The 17,403-nt window shown below is 69.0% G+C and carries 15 protein-coding genes; 11 read left to right on the plus strand and 4 right to left on the minus strand.

Annotated features, from left to right (window positions below):
* Positions 1–31 precede the first annotated feature (31 nt).
* From ribD to ACI7YT_RS13575, 5 genes are all read left to right on the plus strand, one after another.
* Positions 32–1,057: a bifunctional diaminohydroxyphosphoribosylaminopyrimidine deaminase/5-amino-6-(5-phosphoribosylamino)uracil reductase RibD gene (gene ribD / locus ACI7YT_RS13555; protein ID WP_406246060.1), complete on the plus strand. Its 1,026-nt coding sequence runs from the start codon at positions 32–34 to the stop codon at positions 1,055–1,057.
* Positions 1,057–1,686, plus strand: coding sequence for a riboflavin synthase (locus ACI7YT_RS13560; protein ID WP_406246061.1), 630 nt, complete (start codon positions 1,057–1,059; stop codon positions 1,684–1,686). Before ribD ends, ACI7YT_RS13560 begins: the two co-directional genes overlap by 1 nt.
* The gene (gene ribA, locus ACI7YT_RS13565; RefSeq protein ID WP_406246062.1) at positions 1,683–2,957 is read left to right on the plus strand and encodes a GTP cyclohydrolase II; all 1,275 of its coding nucleotides are present in this window, start codon (positions 1,683–1,685) and stop codon (positions 2,955–2,957) included. The genes ACI7YT_RS13560 and ribA overlap by 4 nt, the downstream gene beginning before the upstream one ends.
* Positions 2,954–3,430, plus strand: coding sequence for a 6,7-dimethyl-8-ribityllumazine synthase (gene ribH, locus ACI7YT_RS13570; protein ID WP_406246063.1), 477 nt, complete (start codon positions 2,954–2,956; stop codon positions 3,428–3,430). Before ribA ends, ribH begins: the two co-directional genes overlap by 4 nt.
* A gap of 69 nt (positions 3,431–3,499) precedes the next feature.
* Positions 3,500–3,859, plus strand: a complete 360-nt coding sequence (locus tag ACI7YT_RS13575) for a Fe-S protein (RefSeq protein ID WP_406246064.1) — start codon at positions 3,500–3,502, stop codon at positions 3,857–3,859.
* A gap of 91 nt (positions 3,860–3,950) precedes the next feature.
* On the opposite strand, the gene ACI7YT_RS13580 is transcribed toward ACI7YT_RS13575, so the two are convergent.
* The gene (locus ACI7YT_RS13580; protein ID WP_406250582.1) at positions 3,951–4,937 is read right to left on the minus strand and encodes a LacI family DNA-binding transcriptional regulator; all 987 of its coding nucleotides are present in this window, start codon (positions 4,935–4,937) and stop codon (positions 3,951–3,953) included.
* Between the two features lie 160 nt (positions 4,938–5,097).
* On the opposite strand from ACI7YT_RS13580, the gene ACI7YT_RS13585 reads away from it, so the two are divergent.
* The 5 genes from ACI7YT_RS13585 (at position 5,098) to ACI7YT_RS13605 (ending at position 11,665) form a co-directional block, all read left to right on the plus strand.
* Positions 5,098–6,015 carry a carbohydrate ABC transporter permease gene (locus tag ACI7YT_RS13585; protein ID WP_406246065.1) on the plus strand — a complete coding sequence of 306 codons (918 nt, stop codon included), beginning with the start codon at positions 5,098–5,100 and terminating at the stop codon, positions 6,013–6,015.
* 1 nt (position 6,016) lies between these two features.
* Positions 6,017–6,907 carry a carbohydrate ABC transporter permease gene (locus ACI7YT_RS13590; protein WP_406246067.1) on the plus strand — a complete coding sequence of 297 codons (891 nt, stop codon included), beginning with the start codon at positions 6,017–6,019 and terminating at the stop codon, positions 6,905–6,907.
* A 44-nt stretch (positions 6,908–6,951) separates the two neighbouring features.
* The gene (locus tag ACI7YT_RS13595) at positions 6,952–8,307 is read left to right on the plus strand and encodes an ABC transporter substrate-binding protein (protein ID WP_406246068.1); all 1,356 of its coding nucleotides are present in this window, start codon (positions 6,952–6,954) and stop codon (positions 8,305–8,307) included.
* Positions 8,308–8,385: 78 nt separating this feature from the next.
* Complete coding sequence (locus tag ACI7YT_RS13600) at positions 8,386–10,122, plus strand: glycoside hydrolase family 35 protein (protein WP_406246069.1); 1,737 nt, start codon at positions 8,386–8,388, stop codon at positions 10,120–10,122.
* 88 nt (positions 10,123–10,210) lie between these two features.
* Positions 10,211–11,665 carry an MFS transporter gene (locus ACI7YT_RS13605; RefSeq protein ID WP_406246071.1) on the plus strand — a complete coding sequence of 485 codons (1,455 nt, stop codon included), beginning with the start codon at positions 10,211–10,213 and terminating at the stop codon, positions 11,663–11,665.
* Positions 11,666–11,747: 82 nt separating this feature from the next.
* Here the strand turns inward: ACI7YT_RS13605 and ACI7YT_RS13610 are convergent, their stop codons facing one another.
* Complete coding sequence (locus ACI7YT_RS13610) at positions 11,748–12,779, minus strand: LD-carboxypeptidase (RefSeq protein WP_406246073.1); 1,032 nt, start codon at positions 12,777–12,779, stop codon at positions 11,748–11,750.
* Positions 12,780–12,872: 93 nt separating this feature from the next.
* Here ACI7YT_RS13610 and ACI7YT_RS13615 point away from each other — a divergent pair, with 93 nt between their 5' ends.
* Positions 12,873–13,079 (plus strand): AsnC family protein, encoded by a 207-nt coding sequence (locus tag ACI7YT_RS13615; RefSeq protein ID WP_406246075.1) that lies wholly within the window; start codon positions 12,873–12,875, stop codon positions 13,077–13,079.
* Positions 13,080–13,090: 11 nt separating this feature from the next.
* Here the strand turns inward: ACI7YT_RS13615 and ACI7YT_RS13620 are convergent, their stop codons facing one another.
* Positions 13,091–13,915, minus strand: coding sequence for an HNH endonuclease family protein (locus ACI7YT_RS13620; RefSeq protein WP_406246077.1), 825 nt, complete (start codon positions 13,913–13,915; stop codon positions 13,091–13,093).
* 88 nt (positions 13,916–14,003) lie between these two features.
* A complete protein-coding gene (locus ACI7YT_RS13625; RefSeq protein WP_406246079.1) occupies positions 14,004–17,384 on the minus strand; it encodes a hypothetical protein in 3,381 nt (1,126 codons plus the stop codon).
* Positions 17,385–17,403 lie beyond the last annotated feature (19 nt).

The raw sequence follows: 17,403 nt of genomic DNA on the forward strand, positions 1-17,403 counted from the left end.
ACCACCCCGGAGCCTTCACGAAGGACGACGGATGGCAGTGACCGAGGCTGAGCGCCGGGCGATGACCCGCGCCCTCGAACTCGCCGTCCGCGGACCACGGGGCGCGAACCCGCAGGTCGGCGCGGTGCTCCTCTCCCCCGCCGGCGACATCATCTCCGAGGGATGGCACCGCGGCGCCGGCACCGCTCACGCGGAGGTCGACGCGCTCTCGCACCTCGCGCCGGACCAGGCCCGCGGCGCCACCGCCGTCGTCACCCTCGAGCCGTGCAATCACACCGGTCGCACCGGGCCGTGCGCACTCGCGCTCATCGAGGCGGGTGTGCGCCGCGTCGTCTACGCCCTGGACGATCCGGGGGCCGTATCCGGCGGCGGCGCCGAACGCCTGCGTGCCGCAGGTATCGAGGTCGAAGCCGGCGAGCAGGCGGATGCCGCGCGCACCGTCGTGGCGGATTGGCTGACAGCGGGGCGCCTCGGCCGCCCGCACGTCACCGTGAAATGGGCGCAGAGCCTGGACGGCCGCGCCGCGGCGGACGACGGCACGAGTCAGTGGATCACCGGTCCCGAGGCGCGCGCTGATGTGCACCGCCGGCGCGCGGCATCCGATGCGATCGTCGTGGGCACGGGGACGGCTCTCGCAGACGATCCGTCGCTCACCGCGCGTGACGGCGACGTCCTGTACGCCCACCAGCCGATTCCTGTCGTGATCGGGTCGCGGGAGATCCCCGCGACCGCGGCGCTGCACCGGCACCCGCAGGGATTGCTCCGGTTCGACACCCACGACCTGCGCGCCGTGCTCTCCGACCTGCACGCGCGCGGGATCCAGCGCGTCTTCATCGAGGGCGGCCCGACGCTCGCCAGCGCGTTCCTCGCGGCAGACCTCGCCGACGAGGTCCTCGCCTACATCGCACCCGTCCTGCTCGGCGGTGGGCGCCTCGCGCTCACCGACATCGGCGTCGGCTCGATCGGCGAGGCACGACGGCTCAGGGTCGTCGAACGCGTCTGGCTGGGAGAAGACCTGCTCCTGATCGCGCACCCCGTCACGGAAGAAGGAAGCTGATGTTCACCGGAATCATCACCGAGATCGGCGAGATCACCGCCATCGCACCGTCCGGAGACGGCTGGCGGCTCACCGTCCGCGCCCCCGGCGCGGCTGCCGACGCCGTCCACGGCGAGTCCATCGCGGTATCCGGCGTCTGCCTCACCGTCGTCGACTCGACGCCGGAGACCTTCGACGCCGACGTCATGAAGCAGACTCTCGATGTCTCGGCGCTGGCCGCGGCATCCGTCGGCTCGCGCGTCAACATCGAGAAGGCGATGCCGGTCGGCGCGCGCCTGGGCGGGCACATCGTCCAAGGGCACGTGGACGGCACCGGCCGCATCGTCGAGGTTCGACCCGGTGATCAGTGGAGCGTCCTGCGCATCGCCGTGCCCGCGGACCTCGCGCCGCTCGTCGTCGACAAGGGCTCCATCTCGATCGACGGCACCTCGCTCACGGTGAGCGCCGTGAGCAGCGCCGACGCGACCGACCATTGGCTCGAGGTCTCGCTGATCCCCGAGACCCTCACCGCCACCACGCTCGGCGTCCGCGCCGTCGGCGACGTCGTCAACCTCGAGACGGACATCCTGGCCCGTCACGTCGAGCGCCTGCTCGCGTTCCGCTCTGCTCCGGAAGGAGGCTCGCGATGAGCCTTGCCACCATTCCTGCGGCCCTGGACGCCCTGCGCGCCGGCCGCCCCGTGATCGTCGCGGACGACGAGAACCGTGAGAACGAGGGCGATGTCATCCTGTCGGCCGAGCTCGCGACCCCCGAGTGGGTGGCGTGGACCGTTCGGTGGTCCTCCGGATTCATCTGCGCCCCGATGCCCACCGACCTGGCCGACCAGCTGAACCTCCCGCCGATGGTCGAGGCCAACGAGGATGCGCGTTCGACGGCGTACACGGTCAGCGTGGATGCCGCGGAGGGCGTCACGACCGGCATCAGCGCGCACGACCGCGCGCACACGCTCAACGTCCTGGCGAACCCGGACTCCACGTCCACGAGCCTCATCCGCCCGGGGCACATCCTTCCGCTGCGCGCCGTCGACGGCGGCGTCCGGGAGCGCAGCGGCCACACCGAGGCCGCGGTCGAGCTCATGAAGCTCGCGGGCCTCCGCCCGGTCGGCGCGATCGCCGAGGTCGTCGCCGAGGACGGCAGCATGATGCGCCTGCCAGGGCTCATCGAGCTCGGCGAGCGGGACGACGTCCCGGTCATCACGATCGAGCAGCTCATCGCCCACCTGAACGAAGTGGATCCGCGGGAGGCGACGGCCGCGGCATCCGCGACGGGCAAGCGCCGTGTCAGCCTGCGGGCGGACGCGACCGTCCCGACAGAGCACGGCACGTTCCGCTTCCTCGCGTACAAGGACCGGGTCACCGGCACCGACCACATCGCGGTCGTCTCGGGCGAACCGGGTGAGACCGCGCTGGTGCGTGTGCACTCCGAGTGCCTGACGGGTGAAGCCTTCGGCTCGCTCAAATGCGAGTGCGGTCCGCAATTGGATGCCGCGCTCGACGCGATCGAGCAGGACGGCGGCGTCGTCATCTACATGCGCGGTCACGAGGGCCGAGGGATCGGCCTCATCAACAAGTTGCGCGCCTACAGCCTGCAGGAGGACGGCCTCGACACCGTCGACGCCAACCTCGCCCTCGGGCTCCCCGCCGACGCCCGCGAGTACGCTGCGGCCGCCGGCATCCTCAGCGACCTCGGGATCTCGAAGGTCCGCCTGCTCACCAACAACACCGACAAGGTGAAGCAGCTGCGCGAGCTCGGGCTGGATGTCATCGAGCAGGTGCCGCTGATCGTCGGCGTCGGCCCGAACAACCACCAGTACCTCGAGACCAAGCGCGACCGCATGGGTCACATCATCGGAGAGGCGGAGCTCGCGGAGGCTCTCGCCAACGGAAAGGACAAGGCATGAGCGGCGCAGGAGCCCCCACCCCGCAGCAGCCGATCGACGCGACCGGACTGAACGTCGTGATCATCGCCGGCACGTGGCACGACACGATCACCGACGGCCTGATCGCGGGTGCCGAGCGCACGCTGAACGCCGCGCACGCCACGCACCGGCTCGTCCGCGTACCCGGTTCTTTCGAGCTGGCGCTGGCCGCGCAGGCCGCCTTCGCCGGTGGAGCGGATGCCGTGGTCGCCCTCGGCGTCATCATCCGCGGCGGGACACCGCACTTCGAGTACGTGTCGGCGGCCACGACCGACGGGCTGACCCGGGTGTCACTGGATGCCGGAAAGCCGGTGGGATTCGGTGTGCTCACCCTCGACGACGAGAAGCAGGGGCTGGATCGCGCCGGCCTCGAGGGCTCCAAGGAGGACAAGGGCGCGGAGGCCGCGGATGCCGCGATCCGCACGGCGCTGCTCGTGAAGCAGTTGCGCGGCTGAGCCAGGTCGACGTCGAGGTCAGGGCGACCTACCTAGCGCATCGGCGCTGGGAGGCCTAGCGTGAGCGTCATGGAGACCCTGCGCCACATCGTCCTGTTCATCCACCTGATCGGCTTCGCGACGCTGTTCGGCGCGTGGGCGACGCAGGCGTTCGGAGGGAAGCGGCAGTTCGGCAAGATCATGGAGTACGGTCTCCTGATCGCCGGGATCGCCGGCCTGATCCTCGCGGCCCCGTGGGGTCTGCCGGAGGGCGTCGAGCCGAACTACATCAAGATCGGCGTCAAGCTCGTGATCCTGATCGCCATCGGCGGACTGGTCGGCTCCGGGCTGGCGCGGCAGAAGCGCGGAACCCCGGTTTCGCCGGCGATCTTCTGGCTGGTCGGCATCCTGACCGCCACGAACGCCGCCATCGCGGTGCTCTGGCGCTGACGCGACTCAGCAGCTGACGCGTTTCGACTCGCTCCGCTCGCTCAACGAACGAGGGGGCCCGAGTCGAAACGGACCGTGCGGCTGAGTTCGGTCAACGGGGGCGCGGCGGAGCCGTGCTCTCGCGGATCACGAGCTCCGTACCGATCAGCGGCATCGACGTCGTGGTCTCACCGTCGAGTTCTGCCAGGAGCAGGTCGACCGCTGCCGCGCCGACGCGTTCCGGATGCTGCTGGACGGTCGTCAGCGGCGGCCACAGCTGCGCGGCATCCGGCAGTCCGTCGAAGCCGACGATGCTGACCTCGCCGGGGACGTCCCGGCCGACCTCGCGGAACGCGCGCAGCACGCCGATCGCCATCTGGTCGTTCGCAGCGAAGACGGCGGTCACGTCCGCCTTGTCGCGCAGCCGGAGTCCGGCGAGATAGCCGGAGTCTGCCGACCAGTCCCCCACGAGAGCTTCGGGCACGGGGCATCCGCGCGCCTCGAGCGTCTCCTGCCAGGACTGCCGACGACGCTCGGCGGAATACGACTTCGCCGGACCCGCCACGTGCCACACCGTCTCATGGCCGAGCCCGAGCAGATGCTCCGTGGCCAGCCGAGCGCCCTGCGCCTGATCGGTGTCGACGAACGGGCGCGTGCTCTCCCTGCTCGAGTCGACGAACACGATCGGCACCCCGGCGGGGATCTCGACCGCCGATTCGTCCAATTGGTGCGCCTCGATGACGATCACGATGCCGTCTACCGCGTGCTCCTCGAGCCTGCGGAACGCCCCGGCCACCGTCTCGGTCGCGCTGGATTCGATCGGGATGAGAGTGAGCGCGTATCCGGCCTGCGCCGCGCGAACAGCGATCGCATCGAGCGTGCGCTGATTGCCGTACGAGCTGAACGAGAACATGACGACGCCGATCGCCCGGAATCGCCCGGAGCGCAGCGCCCGCGCCGCGCTGTTGGGCCGATAACCCAGCTGCTGCATGGCCTCTTCGACCCGCGTGCGCGTGGCGGCGCCGACGTAGCCGCGCGCGTTCACGACACGCGACACGGTCTGCCCTGAAACGCCGGCCGCTCGAGCGACGTCCTCCATCGACGGTTCACGTCTGCGCTGCGGCGACTCTGCCGAAAGCTCTTGGGACACGATCATTCATCCGTTCATGTGTTGACGTTGACACACTAGCACCGCATCGCATATGTTGACGTTGACATATCGGCGCACGTCGCGCCCACCAACGTAAGAAGGTTCGTCGATGACGACACAGCTCGCCGCAGCGCCAGCGGCCACCGGCACGCCACGCCGGGAACGGCGCGACTGGAAGGGATGGGCCTTCGTCGGCCCGTTCATGGTCGTGTTCGCCCTGGTCTTCCTCACCCCGCTCCTCTATGCCCTGTATCTGAGCTTCTTCCAGGACAAGCTCGTCGGCGGCACCGCATTCGTCGGTTTCGACAACTACGTGCGGGCGCTCACGGACTCGCAATTCTGGGAGGCGTTCGGACGGGTCGCGATCTTCCTCGTGATCCAGGTGCCGATCATGCTGGCACTGGCCCTCGCCGCCGCTCTTGCGCTGGACAGCGCGCGCCTGCGCGGAGCATCGTTCTTCCGCATCCTGATCTTCCTGCCATACGCGGTGCCGGCCGTCGTGGCCGTGCTGATGTGGGGCTACATCTACGGCGATCAGTTCGGTCTCACGGCGAACATCAACGACTTCCTCGGCATCGACGCGATCACGCCGTTCGCCAAGGAGTGGATGCTCGTCTCGATCGGCAACATCGTCACGTGGCAGTTCGTCGGCTACAACATGCTGATCTTCTACTCCTCTCTCAAGACGATCCCGACCGACATGTACGAGGCGGCGGCGCTGGACGGCGCCGGTGTCTGGCGGACGATCTTCTCGATCAAGATCCCCTCGGTGCGCGGTGCTCTCGTGATCGCCACGATCTTCTCGATCATCGGCAGCTTCCAGCTCTTCAACGAGCCGAACATCCTTCGCCCGCTCGCGCCGAACGTGATCACGACGTACTACACGCCGAACATGTACGCCTACAACCTGTCCTTCGCCGGTCAGCAGTTCAACTACTCGGCCACCATCGCGATCATCATGGGCGTCATCACCGCCGTGATCGCCTACGTCGTGCAGCTGCGCGGCTCGAACCCGGAGGTGCGCTGAGATGGCTCTCCCCCTCGCACGCGAGACGCGCAGGAAGAACGACCTGCTGAACCCGCGCAAGTCCAAGACGCTGCTGGTCGTCATGATCGGGTACGCGCTGTACACGCTCATCCCGCTGGTGTGGTTGCTGTTCGCCTCGACGAAGACGCAGTCCGGGCTGTTCAGTTCGTTCGGCCTGTGGTTCTCCGACGATTTCGCCTTCTTCGACAACCTCGTCGAGACCTTCACGTACCGCGACGGCATCTTCCTGCGGTGGCTGGGCAACACGCTGCTCTACGTGGTCGTCGGCGCGGGCGGTGCCACGCTTCTGGCGACGATGGCGGGCTACGGCCTTGCGAAGTACCGGTTCCCCGGTCGTCGGGCGGTGTTCGCGATCGTGCTCGGCGCGGTGGCGGTCCCCGGCACGGCGCTGGCCGTTCCGACCTTCCTGCTCTTCAGCGAGCTGGGCCTCACGAACACACCCTGGGCGGTGATCATCCCGTCGCTGATCAGCCCGTTCGGCCTGTACCTCATCTGGGTGTTCGCGTCCGAGTCGATCCCGACCGAGCTGCTCGAGGCTGCGCGCATCGACGGCGCCGGCGAGTTCCGGACGTTCTTCACGATCTCGATGCGCTTGCTGGCGCCCGGCATCGTGACGGTCACACTGTTCACGGTCGTGGCGACCTGGAACAACTACTTCCTCCCGCTGATCATGCTCTCCGACCCCGCATGGTATCCGCTCACAGTCGGCCTCAACCAGTGGAGCGCGCAGGCCGTCGGCGCCGGATCCCAGCCGATCTACAACCTCGTGATCATGGGTTCGCTCCTCACGATCATCCCGATCGTGATCGCTTTCCTCATGCTGCAGCGCTTCTGGCAGTCCGGTCTCACCGCCGGCGGCGTCAAGCAGTAATCCCCCGACTCCCTCTGAATGCACCACTCTGAAAGGACACAGCAATGAAGCACCTTCCCTCCCCCGCCCTCCGGCGGACCCTCACGGCGGTCGCTGCCGGGACGGTCGCGGCCCTCGCACTGGCCGGTTGCAGCACCGGCGGTGACGACGACGGCGGCGCAGCCGGCGACGGCTCGTTCGACTCGGTCGAGGCGGCGCTCGAGGCCGGCGGCGAGATCACGTACTGGTCGTGGACGCCGTCCGCCGAAGCGCAGGCCGCGGCGTTCGAGAAGGAGTACCCGAACGTCACCGTCAACGTCGTCAACGCCGGGACGAACAACGACCAGTACACGAAGCTCCAGAATGCGATCAAGGCGGGCTCCGGCGGCCCCGATGTCGTCCAGATCGAGTACTACGCCTTCCCGCAGTTCGCGCTGACCGACGCCTTCGCCGACCTGTCGCAATACGGCTTCGCCGAGTTCGAGGACGACTACACGGCATCCACGTGGAACTCCGTGACCGACGGCGACGCGATCTACGGCCTGCCGCAGGATTCCGGCCCCATGGCGATGTTCTACAACAAGACCGTCTTCGATGAGCTCGGCCTGGCCGTCCCGGCCACCTGGGACGAGTACTACGAGGCCGCCAAGACGATCCATGCCGCCGACCCGACGAAGTACATTACGAACGACATCGGCGATGCGGGCTTCGCGACGAGCATGATCTGGCAGGCCGGCGGTCAGCCGTTCGCGACGGACGGCACGGACGTCACGATCGATCTCGCCGACGAGGGTTCGCAGAAGTGGACAGAGAACTGGAACCGTCTGGTCTCCGAGGGTCTCATCGCCCCGACCGGAAGCTGGAGCGACGAGTGGTTCCGCGGCCTCGGCGACGGCAGCATCGCGACGCTCGTGATCGGCGCCTGGATGCCGGGCAATCTGATCTCCGGCGCCCCCGACGGTGCGGGCGACTGGCGCGTCGCCCCGATGCCGACCTATGACGGGCAGCCGGCCAGCGCCGAGAACGGCGGCGGCGGTCAGGCCGTGACGAAGCAGAGCGAGAACCCGGAGCTCGCCGCAGGCTTCCTGTGGTGGCTGAACAACAGCGAGGAGAGCATCGACCTCTTCCTCGAGTCCGGCGGCTTCCCGTCCACCACCGCTCAGCTCGCCGACGAGGAGTTCCTCGCCGACGCACCGGAGTACTTCGGCGGTCAGAAGATCAACGAGGTGCTCGCCGCCGCGGCGGACGACGTGGTCGAGGGCTGGAACTACCTGCCCTACCAGGTGTACGCGAACAGCATCTTCGGCGACACCGTCGGCCAGTCGTACCAGAACGGGACCGACCTGAACGACGGCCTCGCGGACTGGCAGGACGCGCTCGAGCAGTACGGCAATGAGCAGGGCTTCTCCGTCAACAAGTGATATCCAGGGTCGGGGTGCGCGCGCTCGGTCTTCGGGCGCCCGCACCCCGACCCACCCTCTTCTCCGAAAGCACGGCACGTGACCACCTTCTCCATCGGCGACACCGATTTCCTCCGCGACGGCGCTGCGCACCGCATCCTCTCCGGCGCGCTGCACTACTTCCGTGTGCACCCCGACCAGTGGCAGGACCGCATCCGCAAGGCCCGGCTGATGGGGCTCAACACGATCGAGACCTACGTCGCCTGGAACGCGCACGAGCCGCGCCGCGGCGAGTGGGATGCCACCGGCTGGAACGATCTGGGCCGTTTCCTCGACCTCGTCGCCGCCGAGGGGATGGACGCGATCGTCCGCCCAGGTCCGTACATCTGCGCCGAGTGGCACAACGGCGGCCTGCCGACCTGGGTCGACGCCGATGAGCGGACGCTGCGGTCCTCCGATCCGGCGTATCTCGCCGACGTCACCGGGTTCCTCGAGCGCGTGTACGAGATCGTCGAGCCGCGGCAGATCCATCGCGGAGGTTCGGTCGTCCTCGTCCAGATCGAGAACGAGTACGGCGCCTACGGCTCCGACAAGGCCTACCTCGAAGAGCTCGTCCGGCTCACCCGAGCCTGCGGCATCGAGGTGCCGCTCACCACGGTCGATCAGCCCACCGACCGGATGCTCGCCGACGGCAGCCTCCCGGAGCTCCACAAGACGGGCTCGTTCGGCTCCCGCAGCGCCGAGCGCCTCGAGACGCTGCGCCGCCACCAGAGCACAGGGCCGCTGATGTGCTCGGAGTTCTGGGACGGCTGGTTCGACTGGTGGGGCGGTGTGCATCACACCACCGACGTCGACGCCGCGGCCGGCGATCTCGATGCCCTGCTCGCCGCCGGAGCCTCGGTCAACATCTACATGTTCCACGGCGGCACGAACTTCGGTCTCACGAACGGTGCGAATCACAAGGGCCGCTATCTTCCCCTGGTGACCTCGTACGACTACGACGCCCCGCTCGATGAAGCCGGAAACCCGACCGCGAAGTTCTTCGCCCTGCGCGACGTCATCGCGAAATACGCGCCGGTCCCCGACGAGGTCCCGCCCGCGGCACGCCCCGCTCCTGAGCTCTCGGTCGAGCTGCGGCCCGCGGGGACGTGGACGGATGCCGCGGCCACCGCACCCGCCTCCGAGAAGCCGGCCTCGTTCGACGACCTCGGGCATCTGAGCGCGCTCGTGCGCTACGACGCCGAGCTGCCGGAGGGCTTCGCCGGCGGCATCCTGCAGGTGGACGAGGAGATCCGCGACCTGGCCTGGGTGAGCGTCGACGGAAAGCGCGTCGGAACGCTCGCGCGCACCCGTCACGACCGCGCCATCGAGCTGCCCGCCGGCCGGCGCCTCCGCATCCTCGTCGAGGACCAGGGTCGGGTGAACTACGACCACCGCCTGGGTGAGCACAAGGGCATGATCACCGCTCCCCTGCTGGACGGCGTGGCGCTCGGCGGATGGACGTCGACGCCGCTGGACGTGGCGGAGATCGCGGCGGGCATCGCTGTCGGAAGCGCCGCCGAGGGCCAGGGCCCCGTCGCGTACACGGCCGATTTCACGCTGGATGCCGCGGCTGACCTGTTCCTGGACACATCGGCGTGGAGCAAGGGCTACGCGTTCGTGAACGGCTTCTTCCTCGGTCGCTACTGGCGCAACGGGCCCCAGCGCACACTGTTCGTGCCCGGTTCTGTCACCCGCGCCGGCGACAACCGCATCGTCGTGCTCGAACTGGAGAACGTACTGGAGCCGGTCGCCGCATTCGTCGCTGAGGCCGCCCTCGGCGACCTCAGCGAGTGACGCGACACGTCGTAATCCCACAGGGAATGCACAGCCGGGCGTAAACTCCGGTGTGCTCTTTTCCCCACACGAGCACACCGGAGGCCCCATGAGTTCCGTCACCAAGCCGGCGAACCCCCGCTCGCGCGTCATCACCGCGAGCCTGGTCGGCACGACCATCGAGTTCTACGACTTCTACGCGTACGCGACAGCAGCCGTGCTCGTGTTCCCCGTGCTGTTCTTCCCCAGCGACAACGACACCGCATCGCTGCTGGCGTCGTTCGCCGTGTTCGGCGCGGCGATGGTCGCCCGTCCGATCGGCGCTGTCGTGTTCGGGCACTTCGGCGACAAGTTCGGTCGCAAGGCCACGCTGGTGGCGTCTCTTCTGACCATGGGTATCGCGACCTTCGTGATCGGCCTGCTGCCGACCTTCCAGCAGATCGGCTGGGTGGCGCCTCTGCTGCTGCTCATCCTGCGCCTCGCACAGGGCTTCGCGCTGGGAGGCGAGTGGTCCGGTGCCGCGCTCGTCGCAACAGAGAACGCTCCGGCGGGCAAGCGCGCCTGGTACGGCTCGTTCCCCCAGCTGGGTGCACCGCTGGGCTTCATCATCGCGAACGTGCTGTTCCTGGCCATCAACTGGATGCTGCCGCACAGCGAGAACCCGGCGCTGAAGTCCGAGGCGTTCCTCGCCTGGGGCTGGCGCATCCCGTTCCTGTTCTCGGCCGTCATGGTCATCATCGGCCTGTGGGTGCGTCTGAAGCTCGTCGAGTCCGACACGTTCAAGAAGGCATCCGACTCGGGTGCGATCCGCAAGCTCCCGCTGGTGACCGTGTTCCGGTTCCACTGGAAGCAGCTGATCCTGGGCACGTTCATCATGCTCGCGACCTACGTGCTGTTCTATCTGATGACGAACTTCACGCTCACCTACGGCACCAAGGCGGCCGACCTCGAGACCGCGTCCGCCGCCGCTGCGGCTGCGGCCGAGGCCACGGGCAAGGCGTTCGATCCCGCCGCGTTCGCCGCGCAGTTCTACCCCGGCCTCGGCTTCGGCTACACCGACTTCGTGCTCATGCAGATCATCGGCGTCGTGTTCTTCGGCATCTTCACGCTGCTCTCAGGGCCGATCGCCGACGCCATCGGCCGCCGCAAGCTGCTGCTGTGGACCACTGGTGCGATCATCGTGTTCGGTCTGCTGTTCAACACGTTCCTGCTGCCGCAGACCGATCCGAAGTTCACCGGCGCGCTGACGCAGGCGTTCCTGATCTTCGGCTTCATGCTGATGGGCACGACGTTCGGGCCGATGGGAGCCCTCCTGCCCGAACTGTTCCCGACGAACGTCCGCTACTCCGGATCCGCGATCGCCTACAACGTGTCGTCGATCCTCGGTGCCGCGGTTGCTCCGTTCATCGCGGTGGCGCTGTGGGCGCTGGTCGACGGCCAACCATGGCTGGTCGGTGTGTACCTGTCGTCGATGGGCGTTCTCACGTTCATCGCACTGATCTTCACGCCGGAGACCAAGGACCACGACTACGAGTCCGATCTCGGGGTCGGCGCGACGCTGTAGCGGTCTCCCGCCCGGTTCGAATCGCTCGATTGTCCCTTCTTCGGCCCGATCACGGGTCAGTCGAGCGATTCGAACGCCGCCGTCAGTAGCGCGCGAAGACGCGGCGCGCGGTGCCGTCCAGCACCATGGTGCCGCCGTACGGCAGGATCCACTGCGGACGCGTGTGCCCGAACGGCACGCCGACGCAGACCACGGCATCCGGGTTGTAGCGGCCGACGACGTCGACCACGGCGTCCCGCTGCGCGTCGCGCAGCGCCTGCGCTTCGGCATCCGTCGGGTGGAACTCGAAGTCGCTGACCGGCGGGCGGGCGACGACGACACCGGCGACGGCCGCCAGGATGCCTCGCTCGCCGAGCCCGCGCAGCCACCGAGCCACCCAGCCGGCGCTCGGGCGCTCCTCGCTCGTCTCGATGAGCAGGACCGAGCCTTCCAGATCGGATGCTGCGGGGAGCCGATCGACCCACGCGAGTCCGTCGAGCACCTCCAGGCACCCACCCCAGGTGCGTCCCTCGACGCGGAGCCGAGGTCCGGCCCACGTCCAGGGCTCGGTGGGCGAGCGATCGCCGAATTCGGAGAGCGCGCGGGGATCCTCCCATCGGCGACCCACGTCCTCTGACTCCCCCGGCTCGGTGACCTCGAGCTCGCCGCCGTCGATCAGCGCGGCTCGCAGCGACCGCAGATGGATCTCGTCCGCAGCGGGGCCCGGGCCCAGGTGCACCGCGGTCGATCCGCCGTAGTAACCGGCGATGCCTGATCCCCACAGCCAGTTCAGGATGTTGGTGTTGTCGCTGTAGCCGACAAACGGCTTCGGATCGGCCAAGGCGAGCCCGGCATCCAGGTGCGGGACGACGAGCATCTGGTCGTCGCCGCCGATGGTTGCGAGGATGCCGCGGATCGACGGATCCGCGAAGGCCGCGTTGACGTCGGCGGCTCGTGCTTCGGGGCTCGCGTCGAGCAGCCGGGTCGTCGGATACTCGACCGGGATGAGGCCGGTCTCTTCGGTCAGGCGACGCAGCGCCTGCTCGTGCAGCGCAGGCGCCACGGCCGGGGCAGCGAACGCGGGCGATAGGACGGCGACGCGGTCACCGGAAGCGAGCTTGGGCGGGATGTGCATGCGTCCATCCCATCACGACATCGAGTATCGGATCGTCAATGAACATTGACAGGTGTCGATCGTCAACGTAAGTTGACTTGCAGGAGGCGAATCATGAACACCCGCACCGCCAACGCCACGGACCCCGCCGGCGAACCGATCGCCGAGCTGCATCGTCTCGCCGATCTGCGCCGCGAAATCGCGCGCTCGGAGGAGGCTCAGGTGCGCAGGGCACGCACCGCAGGCTACTCCTGGCAGGCCATCGCCAGTGCTCTGGGCGTGAGCAAGCAGGCCGCGCACCGCCGGTTCGGGCGGGCATAGCCCGACGGCGATCAGCAGGTCTGCAGCGCGGCTCGGGCGGCGGCGCGGTCCTCGTCACCGATTCCGAGGTCGTACGCGTCGAGCACCCCGACCCATTGCTCGACATATGCACAGCGCAGCGTCGGCTCGGGCGGCAGCCAGTCGGCGGGCCCCGAAGCGCTCTTGGACTGATTCGTGCGCTGTGAGGCCGCGACGAGGTTCTCCGGATCGTTCGCGAACACCGTGCGCTGCTCGCTGCTCCAGGCATAAGCACCGTGCCCCCACGCCCATCCGAGCGCCACGACGTGATCGATCTGCACCAGCACCGACGTGTTCTGACCAGAGACGAACGACACCGCCGTCCCGTCATACGGGTCGATGAGGTCGCCTGCGAGCACCTTGCAATCCCTGGTTCCGGCCTTGAAGACCGGGGCCAGCAGATCGCGGCCCAGGATGTCGTTGCGGGTGTCGCAGCCGTTGCGATCCACGTCCGCCCACCGCTGGCCGAACAGGTCGCGATCGTAGTCGTACGGCGCGAGCCCCGAGACGGCCTCCAGGCCGGCCAGGATGCCGAGCGCCGGCGTCTCGGGATCGCTCGGGTCGGGCTCGACGGTGGGATCGGATGCCGCGGCGGGTGCGGTCGCCTCGGCATCCCGTTCCGATGCGGAAGCGGACGGCGTCGCGACCGGGGCCGGTCGTCCGGCCGCGGTCGGCGATGCGGGGTTCGCGAGGCCGATGCCGATCGCGACCGCCACGACGATCACGACGGCGGCGCCGACGCCCCACCACGCGCCCGCCCGCGGAGGAGTTCCGCGTCGGCGTCGACCGGCGCCGCGCATCGCTCGACCGTGGTGCATCACCGCATTCGGGCGGGCTGGCGGAGCCGCACGCTCGCGCGCACGTACGTCGTCCCCCGGCCGACGCGGGGGCGGAGTCGGTGCCACGTCAGATGCCGCTGTCGTAGGTGTCCGGATCGATCTCGACGGCGACCGTGCGCTGCGGAGCCGCCTCCCACAGACCGATCGCGCCGATCGGCAGGGGACCTGCGACATCCACACGCCACACGAGATCGATCCCGGCGCGCCCCGAACCGCGGAACGGAGCCGTCACGACCTTCGCGCCGTCGTGGAAGCCCAGTTGCCGCTCCAGGCGATCCGGCATCACGAGATAGCTGGTGACGTTCTCGTGGTGCCCTTCCTGCACCTGCCGCTGGGCGAGCCAGGTCGCGCTGAGCGGCGTCACCGGCTCCCGACGACCGGCCAGCGAGTCCAGAAGGAAGTCGTCCCAGGCGATGCCCTCGTCGATTCCGACCGGATCGGTCATGTGCGCCAGCGCGCTCAGCGGGTTGTCGTCGATCGCCGCGACCCTCGGCTTGCTGCCGTGCAGCGAATGCCGCTGGATCTCCCCCATCAGCTCCCGCAGGCGTGGCGCCGCCACGCGCGTCAGGACCGACTCCTGCGACATCGCGTCGCGCAGCATCCGTCTGGCGTTGTTCGAGGAGTGCGGGAGGTCGTCGTCGAGCGCTCCGACGCCGAACGAGGCGCCGTCCTGTCCGAGTTCGGCGCCGACCTCGCGCACGAGATCCCGGAACGCGTCTGCGCGCCACCCGCGGCGCAGCAGATGCTCTGTGGTCATCCGGCGCAGTCGCGTCGCGGCCGCGTAGTCCGTCTCGATCACGGTGCCGATGTTCATCGCGAACGGCAGTGACTCCCGCGCGACCTCGTAGTCGGGCTTCGACTCCCACTCCGGTCGGATCGCCCAGGGGTGATGCACGGCCCTGGCGAGCAGGTCCAGCCAATCGACGGTCTGACGATGCAGCGACGAGAGCCGCGCGAGCTCGCGCCTCGCGTGCCGCGAGGCCTCCGAGATGTGCTCGAGGTGCGCGTGCGTGAGGTCCACGTGACGCTGGAACGTCGACCAACCCCGGTGATAGGCCGCGAGGAACCCGATCGTCAGCAGCACTCCGACAACGGCACCGAGGGCGACGGTCATCCAGGTGTCCGGATACCAGAAACCCACCCGGCTCACGGTTTCGCGCATCTGCGGGACGAGGATCGGCAGCAGCTCGACCAGGGCCACGGCCGCGGCGATGACGAGCCAGGCGATGAGCACCCGCCGGTGGAACGCCTTGCGCAGGCGGATCAGCTCACCGGGCATCGGCGCCCGCAGGCGGTCGATCTCGCGGGCGTAGCGGGCAACCGCGGTCTGCGCCGCCGTGCGGTCGGCGTTGAGCGTCGAGAGCAGGCGCCACGTGAAGGAGCGATCGCGGGCGACCGCCCAGCTGTCGTAGGAGGCGAGTGCGTCGTCACGGCGGCGGCGTTCGGCGTCGGCCGCCCGAGCGCGTGCTGCCGCAGCGTCACGACGAGCCCTGGCATCCTCCCACTGGACCCGCATCTCGCGCTGCATCTGCTCGCGGTGCTCGCGATTCGCCGTCTGCTCCGGCGTCTCGGGCGCGGATGCCGCCTGCGGCGCCGGCGGCGCCGGTGCGGGAGCGGTCGGTGCGGGCTCCCCCGCCTCCGAATCCTCCGGCGCGTCCTGAACCGTCATCCGGTGCGTGTCGGTCGCGTCGGCATCCGGTGCGGCGTCCGAGGATTCCGTCGCCTCGGCATCCTCCACCGAATCCGGACCCTCGCCGGAATCCGACTCCGCTTCCGATTCCGCGGGAGCAGCCGGCTCTTCGGCGTCGGAATCGGCGGAAGGCGTGGCCGGGGCCGCCACCTCTGCGGGCTCCGATACCGCGTGCGCGGCCATCGGGGACGCCGCCGGAGCAGGGTCAGCAACCGTCACCGTGGCGGTGACAGGCTCCGGGAGCAGTCGGAACGCGTGCTCGGCCGCCGCCACCTCGTTCGCCGCCTGCTGCGCCTCGCCGACACCGGCGTTCGCCCACGCCGCCAGGTGGGTGCGCGGTTCACCTGAGGCGAGCACGTACCAATCCACCGGGACCGGGAGATTCGCTGGTCCCTCTTGGATCGTCCAGACATCGTCCGGGTCGGGGAACACATCCGAGACGCGCCCGAAGACCGGGACCTTCTCCTCGATCTTCACGAAGCCCAACTCGGTGAGATCCGAGCTGCCGTCGAGAGACCCGAAGACGAGTTCGCGCAGGCGCGCCCACAGGCGAGGTGTCGTCCGGACACCGCCGACCCCGACGGGGGCCGCCATGGCCGCGCGCGCAGCCTTCTCCGCGTCGAAGATCGCGTCGCGTCGGGCGATGAGCTGCGCGTCACGCGCGTCGAGCACGGTGTCGTAGTCCTGGCCGACGATGTGCGTGCCGTCGTCGGACTGCAACTGACGGGTCAGCGCCCTGCCCGTCCGGGAGGTGATCCAGCGCCAGGTCCATCGCGGCATCGCGGCCAGTTTGTCGACGCTGAACGAGCCGAAGCGCCGGAGCTGCTCCCCGATGCCGATGCGGGCGCGGCCGGGCTGACGCTCCTCCTCGATCGGATGGAAGCTCAGCGCCCCCTGATCGAGCGACATCGATGCGGACACCATCTGCTCGACGTAGCCGGGGACGAGGCCGTCCTCGATGAAGGCCGTCCCGGTGGGCGGCGAACCGGCGCTCGGATCGATGAGCAGCGAATCCGCTCGGCTCGCGAGATCGAGCACCTGCGCCGCAGTCCGACGACCGAGCGCCTCCGTGATCACGGCGTTGAGGAACACGCGCGACACCCACACGCTCTGGTGGCTGGAGGCCTCCCGCTGCACGAGTTCGAAGCTCCCGACGCCTGCACCGTTCCAGAGCCCTGCGACGCTGGCGAGGTGCATCAGCGCGAACCCGACGAACCGGTCGTTGTCTCGGACGAACGCGTCACCGGACCACGGCGTCGAGCGGTCCTCCGGCGAAGCGACCACCACCGTGCCGTACTCCGACGCCGCCCAGTCGACGCGCTGCTGCAACTGGAACTCCGTGGGAGCGCAGATGAGCGTCAGCCGCGAGAGGTCCGTCGGCTGATCGGCGATGCTGACGGTCGGCACCGCCATGGGCATTGCCTTGACGAGGTACTCCCCGACCTGCTCGGCGATCTCATCCTGTTCGGCGTCGACCTCGCGCGACGGCACGGCCGAGCGGAGCTTCACGAGCCGCACGAGAGCGAGGCTCTCCCTGGCCAGCGACTCGAAGAGATCGACATCGACCGCCGTCAGTCGGTGCTCGCGATCCAGCACCAGGATCGTCGCGCCGATGCGCGGCGGGCCGGACCGCGCACGCCGCACGTTCTCGGGGCGCACCCAGAGCGCAGGGCCCAGCAGTCCCATCCTGGTCCACTCGCCGGCGAGCGCGAGCAGCGCCTCTCCCTGCTCCCCGCTGGGGAGCAGGATGACGCTCACCTTGCGATCCGGCCAGGAC

Source organism: Microbacterium sp. M, from assembly GCF_045181065.1.
GTDB lineage: Bacteria > Actinomycetota > Actinomycetes > Actinomycetales > Microbacteriaceae > Microbacterium.